This window comes from Streptomyces durocortorensis (assembly GCF_016901035.1).
GTDB classification, from domain to species: Bacteria; Actinomycetota; Actinomycetes; order Streptomycetales; family Streptomycetaceae; genus Streptomyces; species Streptomyces durocortorensis.
Genome location: NZ_JAFEUF010000274.1, coordinates 1 through 8117 on the forward strand (window position 1 = coordinate 1; position 8117 = coordinate 8117).

The window sequence follows — 8117 nt, forward strand, 5'->3', positions numbered from 1 at the left end:
GGCCCCCCCGGGGTTGTCGGCGCCCCCCAATTCGCGGGGCCCCCCTAAAATTTTGGGCCCTTTTGCCCCTTGGGCGCGGCTTTGGGGCAAAAAAACCCCCCCCCCCCCCCCCGCGGGGGGCGCTCAGGGGTCGCGCGCCGGGAGTACGTGGGCGGGTGGGCCGCTCCCGCGATCCGGCATCGCGATCAGGCATTCGGTCAGACATTCTCCGGACGAGCGGTCTGCTTTGCGGATTCCGCGCGGGCGATCGCCGCGTCCACCGCGTCGTCCTCCTTGGTCTTGTTCGGACCACCCTGGCTCTTGACGATGATCACGATCACGGAGACGAAGAAGACGGCCATCACCACGGGGGGCACGAGCGCGGATACGTAGTCCATGCCGTCCAGAGTAGCGAGCCCTCAACGGCCCGACGCGGCGACCTCCCGGTGGAGGCCGCCGCGTCAAAGAACGCCGGAGATCAGCCGGCCGCCCGCTCCTCGGACGGGGGCGGCGTCGGCCGGCGGCGCGGCGGGAAGACCTCGGAGGGCTTGGGCATCGGGCGGTCGCCGGGCTTCTGCGGGTGACTCGGTGCGGCCGGGCCCTTGGGCCGGTCCGGTTCCCGGGCGGCGGCGCGGCCGCCGGGCAGGGCGAGCAGCCGGCTGCGGGGGCCGGGGGCGGCGAGCCCGACGGAGCGGCCGGCGAGACGGGCCCGCACGGAACGCTCGGCGAGCACCTGACAGCGCTCCAGGAGGGCCGCCGCGAGCGGCCCCCCGCGCAGGGCCCGCAGGGCGGCCAGATCGTCCGGGCGGGGGTCGTAGCCGGCCGCCAGGGCGTCCTGGAGCAGCTCCAGGTAGCCGGTGGCGGAGCCGGGGAGGGCGTTGCGGTAGCGGGCGAGGTCGGCGAGGAGGAAGGCGCGCAGCCGACCCGCCTCGCCGACCGCCTCGTCCACGGAGCCCGCGAGCCGCAGGCAGTCCTGGACGTCCTCGTCGGACAGGGGCATGGGGTGGAGGGCGATGGCGAGGGCACGTCGGAGCACCCGCAGCTCGTCCGCGCTGAACGCCATGCCGCCTCGTGAACCGTAGGGCGTGGGCATAACGCGACAATACGTGCTAAATGGACAAAATCCGTTTAACTGGTCGTCGGTGGCGCGGCGTGCCGGAGCGGTCATCCGGGCCCCCGGCCCCGGCCGTTCCCGCAGGTACGCCGGGCTCCTGCGGGCCCGCCCCTACGAGCGGGGCGTGTTCCGCTCGTACACCAGGCGCAGCCCGATGAGCGTCAGCCACGGCTCGTGCTCGTCGATGACCGAGGACTCCCCCAACACCATCGGAGCAAGGCCGCCCGTCGCGATGACGGTGACGTCGTCCGGGTCGGCGGCCAGCTCCTTCTTCATCCGGGCCACCACCCCGTCGACCTGGCCGGCGAAGCCGTAGATGATGCCGGACTGCATGGCCTCGACGGTGTTCTTGCCGATCACGCTGCGCGGCCGGGCCAGCTCGATCTTGCGGAGCTGGGCGCCCCGGACGCCGAGCGCCTCGACCGAGATCTCGATGCCGGGGGCGATCACCCCGCCCGTGTACTCGCCGCGCGGGGAGACCGCGTCGAAGGTGGTGGCGGTGCCGAAGTCGACGACGATCGCCGGGCCCCCGTACAGCTCGACGGCGGCGACCGCGTTGATGATGCGGTCCGCGCCGACCTCCTTGGGGTTGTCCATCAGGATCGGCACGCCCGTCTTGACGCCGGGCTCGACCAGCACGGCGGGGACGTCGCCGTAGTAGCGGCGGGTGACCTCGCGCAGCTCGTGCAGGACCGAGGGGACGGTGGCGCAGATCGCGATGCCCTCGATGCCGTCGCCCAGCTCCATGCCGAGCAGCGGGTGCATGCCCATCAGGCCCTGGAGCAGGACGGCCAGCTCGTCGGCGGTGCGGCGGGCGTCGGTGGAGATCCGCCAGTGCTCGACGATCTCCTCGCCGTCGAAGAGGCCGAGGACCGTGTGCGTGTTGCCGACGTCGATGGTGAGCAGCATCAGGCGTCGGCCCCGTCGGTGGCGGTGGTGTCGGTGGCGGCGTCCGCTTCGGCTTCGGCGTCGCGGAAGTCCAGGCCGATGTCGAGGATCGGCGAGGAGTGGGTGAGCGCCCCGACCGCCAGATAGTCGACGCCCGCGTCGGCGTAGGCGCGGGCCGAGTCGAGGGTGAGGCGGCCGGAGGATTCGAGGATCGCCCGGCCGGCGACCAACGCGACCGCCTCGGCGGTCTCGGCCGGGGTGAAGTTGTCCAGCAGGATCAGGTCGACGCCCGCGTCCAGCACCTCGCGGACCTGGTCCAGCGTGTCGACCTCGACCTCGATGGGCAGCTCGGGGAACTCGGCGCGGACCCGCTTGAACGCCTCGGCGACGCCGCCCGCGGCGATCACGTGGTTGTCCTTGACCAGCGCCGCGTCGGAGAGCGACATCCGGTGGTTGACGCCGCCGCCGCAGCGCACCGCGTACTTCTCCAGGGCGCGCAGGCCCGCCGTCGTCTTGCGGGTGTCGCGGACCTCGGCCTTGGAGCCCTCCAGCACGTCCGCCCAGGCGCGGGTGGCGGTCGCGATGCCGGAGAGGCGGCAGAGCAGGTTCAGCGCGCTGCGCTCGCCGGTCAGCAGGTCGCGGGTGCGGGTGGTGACGGTCAGCAGCTTCTGGCCGGGGACGATCCGGTCGCCGTCCTCGACGTGCCGCTCGACCTCGAACTCCTCGGTGCAGACGATCGACAGGACCGCCTCCGCGACCCGGAGCCCGGCGACCACGCCGGCCTCACGGGCGGTGAAGTCGCCGGTGACCACCGCGTCCTCGGGGACGGTCGCCACGGTCGTGACGTCCACTCCGCCGTCGAGGTCCTCCTCGATCGCCACATGCGCGACGTCTTCGACCTGGACCGGGTCGAGACCGGCCTCCGCCAGCAGCAGGGCGAGCGCGGGGTCGAGGCCGCACTCCAGGGCGTCGGGGTCGAAGCCGTCGCTGCAACCGCAGCCGTCGCCGCAGCCGCCTTCCGCCGGTGCGGACGATGCGGGCGCGCCGACGCTGATCAGCGGTACGTCCACGGGAGTGGGGCGCGGATTCTCTTCGGGCGTGCTCACGGTGTCGGCTCCTCGGGGGCGTGGCGGGTGGTGCGGGTGCGGCTGGTGCTTCGGGTGGTGCCAGTGGTGCGTGTGCGGCTGGGGCTTCGGTGGTGCCGGTGGTGCGTGCGGTGCTGTGTGTGTTGTTGCGGGTGCTGCTCCGCGTGGTGTGCGGCGGAGCGGCTGCTTCCAGCAGTCTGCTCAATCCGACGGGCGTACGGGCGGGAATGCGGCGGTCTCCGTGCGGTGGACGACCGGGGTGCGGTCCGGTCCGATGCGGACGACCAGGTGGCGGCGGCCGTTGGCGTCGTCGCGGTCGGGCCGGTCCTCGCGCCAGTGGCAGCCGCGGGTCTCCTCGCGGTCCCGGGCGGCGGCGACCAGGACCCGGGAGACCAGGAGCAGGTTGGTGACCTCCCAGGCGTCGACCCCGGGGACGACCGCCTTGGAGACCCGGGGCCCGTCCGCGTCGGCGGCGGCCTCGCGGTGGAGGGCCTCCAGCTCCTCGTCGGCGGCGGCCAGGGAGGCGGCGGAGCGCAGGACCCCGGCCCCCCGGGTCATCGTGCGCTGGATCGCCGTACGGGCCTCGGGGGCCAGCAGCGGGACGGGGGCGTCGGCGTCGCGGGAGGCTTGGACCGGTTCGGTGCGGGGCGGGCGGACCTCGGCGATGTCGGCGGCGATGCGCTCGGCGAAGACCAGGCCCTCCAGCAGGGAGTTGGACGCGAGGCGGTTGGCCCCGTGCACTCCGGTGCAGGCGACCTCGCCGCAGGCGTACAGCCCGGGGACGGTGGTGCGGCCCCGCAGGTCGGTGCGGACGCCGCCGGAGGCGTAGTGCGCGGCCGGGGCGACCGGGATCGGCTCGGTGACCGGGTCGATGCCGTGGGACCGGCAGGCGGCCAGGATGGTGGGGAAGCGCTGCTCCCACATGGCCGCCCCGAAGTGCCGGGCGTCCAGATACATGTGCTCGGTGCCCTGCTCCAGCATCCGGCGGGTGATGCCCTTGGCGACGATGTCGCGCGGGGCCAGCTCGGCCAGCTCGTGCTGTCCGAGCATGAAGCGGACACCGTCGCCGTCGACGAGATGCGCGCCCTCTCCGCGTACGGCTTCGGAGACCAGCGGCTGCTGACCCTCGCTGTCCGCGCCGAGGAAGAGGACGGTCGGGTGGAACTGGACGAACTCCAGGTCCGAGACCTCCGCCCCGGCCCGCAGCGCGAGCGCCACCCCGTCCCCGGTGGAGACGGAGGGGTTGGTGGTGGCGGAGAAGACCTGGCCCATGCCGCCGGTGGCCAGGACCACCGAGGGGGCCCGGACCGCGCCGACGCCGTCGTGCTGCCCCTCCCCCATGACGTGCAGCGATACGCCCGCCGTACGGCCTTCGGCGTCGGTGAGCAGGTCAAGGACGAGCGCGTTCTCGACGGTGTGCAGGGCGGCCTCGCGGACCGCCTCGACCAGGGCGCGGGAGATCTCCGCGCCGGTCGCGTCGCCACCCGCGTGGGCGATGCGGCGGCGGTGGTGGCCGCCCTCCCGGGTGAGCGCGATGTCGCCGCTGTCGGTGGTGTCGAAGTGCGCGCCGGTGGTGATCAGCCGGCGTACGGCGTCGGGGCCCTCGGTGACCAGGGTGCGCACGGCCTCCTCGTCGCAGAGGCCCGCGCCCGCGACGAGGGTGTCGTCGAGGTGCTGCTCGGGGGTGTCGCCATCGCCGAGCGCGGCGGCGATGCCGCCCTGGGCCCAGCGGGTCGAACCGTCGTCCAGGCGGGCCTTGGTGACGACGACGGTGTCCAGGCCGGCGGCGGCACAGCGCAGCGCCGTGGTGAGCCCGGCGACGCCGGAGCCGACCACCACGACGTCCGCGTCGATGGCCCAGCCGGGGGCGGGGGCGGTCAGCCGTATTCCGGTCACGTCAGGGCTCCGAAGGTGAGGGGGATGTTGTCGATGAGGCGGGTGTCCCCGACCCGGGCCGCGACGGCGAGGATCGCCTCCCCGCTCTCGCGGTCGTCCGGGATCTCGGTGAAGTCCGCCGGGTCCACCAGGGCCAGGTAGTCCAGGGCGAGCGGCACCCGGTCCCGGGCTGCGGCCTCGTCCAGGATCGTCCGGGCGGCGGCGCGGACGGCGGCGGGCGCCCCGTTGGGCCGGGCCAGCGCCACGGCCTGGGCGTCGGCGGCGGCGCGGGCCTCGCCGAGCCGGTTGAGTCCGGCGGCCCGGTCGCCGCCGGGCGCGGTGGCCTTGGCCCGCTCGTGCAGGGCCTGCTGGGCGGCGAGCCGGTCCTGGGCCGCGAACAGGGCGCGGGGCAGGGCGAGGGCGGTGTGCCGCTCCTGCGGGGAGAGGAAGCGGTTGCGGCTGGAGAGCGCGAGGCCGTCCGCGTCCCGGACGGTGGGGACGCCGGTGATGCGGACGCCGAAGTTCAGGTCGCGGACCATGCGGCGGATCAGGGCGAGCTGCTGGGCGTCCTTCTGGCCGTAGAACGCGTCGTCGGGGCGGGTGAGGTGGAGGAGCTTGGCGACGACGGTGAGCATCCCGTCGAAGTGGCCGGGGCGGGCCGCGCCTTCGAGGCGCTCGCCCATGGGGCCGGCGGTGATCCGGACCTGGGGTTCGCCGCCCGGATAGACCTCGTCCGCGCCGGGGGCGAAGACCGCGTCGGCCCCCGCCGCCGCGGCGATCTCCAGGTCGGCGTCCAGGGTGCGCGGGTAGCGGTCCAGGTCGGCGGCCTCGCCGAACTGGAGCGGGTTCACGAAGACGGTGGCCACGACCTGGCCGTCCGGGCCCGCCGCTTCGCGGGCCGCGCGGATCAGGGTGGCGTGGCCGTCGTGCAGCGCGCCCATCGTCATGACGACGGCCCGCTCGGCGCCGGCGGGGCGGGACAGCGCGTCCAGCTCGGCGGCGGTGCGCAGGAGGGCGGTCCTGGCCGTGTGCGTCATCGGGTCTCCCCCGGTCCGGGGCCGCCGGGGCGGCGCTCCTGGTCGGCCAGGACGACGAGGAGGTCCTCGGCCAGCTCGGCCTTGAGCAGACCGTGGGCGAGCGCCCGGTCGGCCGTGGCGCGGGCCATCGCGAGATACCCGGCCACCGCCTGCGGGGCATGGGCGCGCAGTTCACCGACGTGGGCGGCGACCGTGCCCGCGTCCCCCCGGGCGACCGGCCCGGTCAGCGCCGCGTCGCCGGAGCGCAGGGCGTTGTCCAGCGCCGCGCCGAGCAGCGGGCCGAGCATCCGGTCGGGGGCGGCGACCCCGGCCTTGGTCAGCAGCTCCATCGACTGGGCGACCAGGGTGACCAGGTGGTTCGCGCCCAGGGCGAGGGCCGCGTGGTAGAGCGGACGGGACTCCTCGGCGATCCACTCGGGCTCGCCGCCCATCTCGATGACCAGGGCCTCCGCCGCGAGCCGCAGCTCCTCGGGGGCGGTGACGCCGAAGGAGCAGCCCGCGAGCCGCTGGACGTCGACGGCGGTGCCGGTGAACGTCATCGCCGGGTGCAGCGCGAGCGGCAGCGCCCCGGCCCGCAGCGCGGGTTCCAGCACGCGGGCCCCGTACCGCCCGGAGGTGTGGACGAGGAGCTGGCCCGGCCTTACGGCGCCGGTCTCGACGAGGCCCTCGACCAGCGTGGGCAGCACGTCGTCGGGGACGGTCAGCAGCACCAGCTCGGCGCGGGCCAGCACCTCGGCGGGCTCCACCACGGGCACGTCGGGGAGCAGGGCCGCGGCGCGGCGGCGGGAGGCGTCGGAGACGCCTGAGACGGCGACCGGGCGGTGCCCGGCGAGCTGGAGCGACGCGGCGAGGGCCGGTCCGACCCGGCCCGCGCCGACGACGCCGACCGTGAGGCGGGCGGGGCGGTCCCTCGCGTCGAGGGGTTCCTTCGAAACTGATGCGTTCACGCGGCGACGGCCTTCCGTTCCAGTCCGCGGGGGGTACCGGACGATTTCTCTGCATGCTACGCCAGCGTTTCGGGGAAGCCTCTCCGCTGCCCACAGGCTGTGGATAACTTTGCAGGCCGGGCGGAATCGGCGGGCGCGCCGGCGGAGGTCCGGGTGATGATCGTCCCATGGCGACGGTGGATGAGCAGGAGCAGCGGAGGCGCAGGCTGACCGCGTGGCGGGGTGCGCGACGGGTGCTGGCGCGGGTGGGCGAGGACGGCACGCTGGCCGAACGGCTGGCGGCGGGTGTCGCGGACGCCCCGTCCGTACACGATCCGGACGACTGGACCGATGTGTACGGGGGCGGGGTCGTCGCCGATCTGGAGCGGCGGACGGCCCGGCTGCTGGGCATGGAGGCGGCGGCGTTCTTCCCGACCGGGACGATGGCCCAGCAGGTCGCGCTGCGGTGCTGGGCAGGGCGTACGGGGAACGCGACGGTGGCGCTGCACCCTCTGTCGCACCCCGAGGTGCACGAGGGCGGGGCGCTGGGGGAGGTGAGCGGGCTGCGCACGGTGCATCCGACGTCGGAGCCGAGGCTGCCGGACGCGGAGGAGATCCGGGAGTTCCCCGAGCCGTTCGGCACGCTGATGCTGGAGCTGCCGTTGCGGGACGCCGGGTTCGTGCTGCCGTCCTGGGAGGAGCTGACGGCGGTGGTCGATGCGGCCCGGGAGCGGGACGCGGTGGTCCACTTCGACGGGGCCCGGATGTGGGAGTGCCCGACGCACTTCGGGCGGGAGCTGTCGGAGATCGCGGGGCTCGCGGACAGCGTGTACGTGTCGTTCTACAAGTCCCTGGACGGGCTGTCGGGGGCGGCGCTGGCGGGGCCTTCGACGCTGGTGGAGGAGGCGCGGGTGTGGCGTCACCGGTACGGGGGCCAGCTCTTCCAGCAGTTCCCGGCGGCGCTGTCCGCGCTGACCGGTCTTGAGCGGGAGCTGCCGCGCCTTCCGTCGTACGTGGGGCACGCGAAGGTGGTGGCCGGGGCGCTGGCGGAGGGGTTCGCGGCGGCGGGAGTGCCGTGGTTCCGGGTGCGCCCGGAGCGGCCGCACACGCATCAGTTCCAGGTCTGGCTGCCGTACGGGGCGGAGGTGCTGGACGAGGCGTCGGTGCGGCAGGCCGAGGAGACGGGGGTGGCCCTCTTCCGGCTCGTCGACCT

The 8117-nt window shown here is 74.7% G+C and carries 8 protein-coding genes; 1 reads left to right on the top strand and 7 read right to left on the bottom strand.

What is annotated here, in order from left to right:
* Nucleotides 1-197: 197 nt before the first annotated feature.
* The 7 genes from JS521_RS31005 to JS521_RS31035 all read right to left on the bottom strand — a co-directional run bounded on the left by JS521_RS31005 (nucleotide 198) and on the right by JS521_RS31035 (nucleotide 6925).
* A complete protein-coding gene (locus tag JS521_RS31005; protein WP_205086247.1) occupies nucleotides 198-377 on the bottom strand; it encodes a hypothetical protein in 180 nt (59 codons plus the stop codon).
* Nucleotides 378-457: 80 nt separating this feature from the next.
* Entirely contained in the window at nucleotides 458-1042 is a 585-nt protein-coding gene (locus JS521_RS31010; protein WP_205086253.1) for a hypothetical protein, read from the bottom strand.
* 162 nt (nucleotides 1043-1204) lie between these two features.
* Nucleotides 1205-2002, bottom strand: coding sequence for a type III pantothenate kinase (locus JS521_RS31015; RefSeq protein ID WP_205086248.1), 798 nt, complete (start codon nucleotides 2000-2002; stop codon nucleotides 1205-1207).
* The gene (gene nadC / locus JS521_RS31020; protein ID WP_307847978.1) at nucleotides 2002-3087 is read right to left on the bottom strand and encodes a carboxylating nicotinate-nucleotide diphosphorylase; all 1086 of its coding nucleotides are present in this window, start codon (nucleotides 3085-3087) and stop codon (nucleotides 2002-2004) included. The genes JS521_RS31015 and nadC overlap by 1 nt, the downstream gene beginning before the upstream one ends.
* Nucleotides 3088-3267: 180 nt before the next feature.
* A complete protein-coding gene (locus JS521_RS31025) occupies nucleotides 3268-4962 on the bottom strand; it encodes an L-aspartate oxidase (RefSeq protein ID WP_205086249.1) in 1695 nt (564 codons plus the stop codon).
* Nucleotides 4959-5978 (bottom strand): pantoate--beta-alanine ligase, encoded by a 1020-nt coding sequence (gene panC / locus JS521_RS31030; RefSeq protein WP_205086250.1) that lies wholly within the window; start codon nucleotides 5976-5978, stop codon nucleotides 4959-4961. The genes JS521_RS31025 and panC overlap by 4 nt, the downstream gene beginning before the upstream one ends.
* Nucleotides 5975-6925, bottom strand: a complete 951-nt coding sequence (locus JS521_RS31035; protein ID WP_205086251.1) for a Rossmann-like and DUF2520 domain-containing protein — start codon at nucleotides 6923-6925, stop codon at nucleotides 5975-5977. Before JS521_RS31035 ends, panC begins: the two co-directional genes overlap by 4 nt.
* 167 nt (nucleotides 6926-7092) lie before the next feature.
* On the opposite strand from JS521_RS31035, the gene JS521_RS31040 reads away from it, so the two are divergent.
* The coding region (locus JS521_RS31040; RefSeq protein ID WP_205086252.1) for a threonine aldolase family protein at nucleotides 7093-8117 on the top strand (1025 nt) is incomplete at its 3' end.

What these genes read in the sequence shown, in the direction of transcription:
- JS521_RS31005 (WP_205086247.1), bottom strand. Translation starts at nt 377, where the DNA reads ATGGACTACGTATCCGCGCTCGTGCCCCCCGTGGTGATGGCCGTCTTC.
- panC (WP_205086250.1), bottom strand. Translation starts at nt 5,978, where the DNA reads ATGACGCACACGGCCAGGACCGCCCTCCTGCGCACCGCCGCCGAGCTG.
- JS521_RS31010 (WP_205086253.1), bottom strand. Translation starts at nt 1,042, where the DNA reads ATGGCGTTCAGCGCGGACGAGCTGCGGGTGCTCCGACGTGCCCTCGCC.
- JS521_RS31015 (WP_205086248.1), bottom strand. Translation starts at nt 2,002, where the DNA reads ATGCTGCTCACCATCGACGTCGGCAACACGCACACGGTCCTCGGCCTC.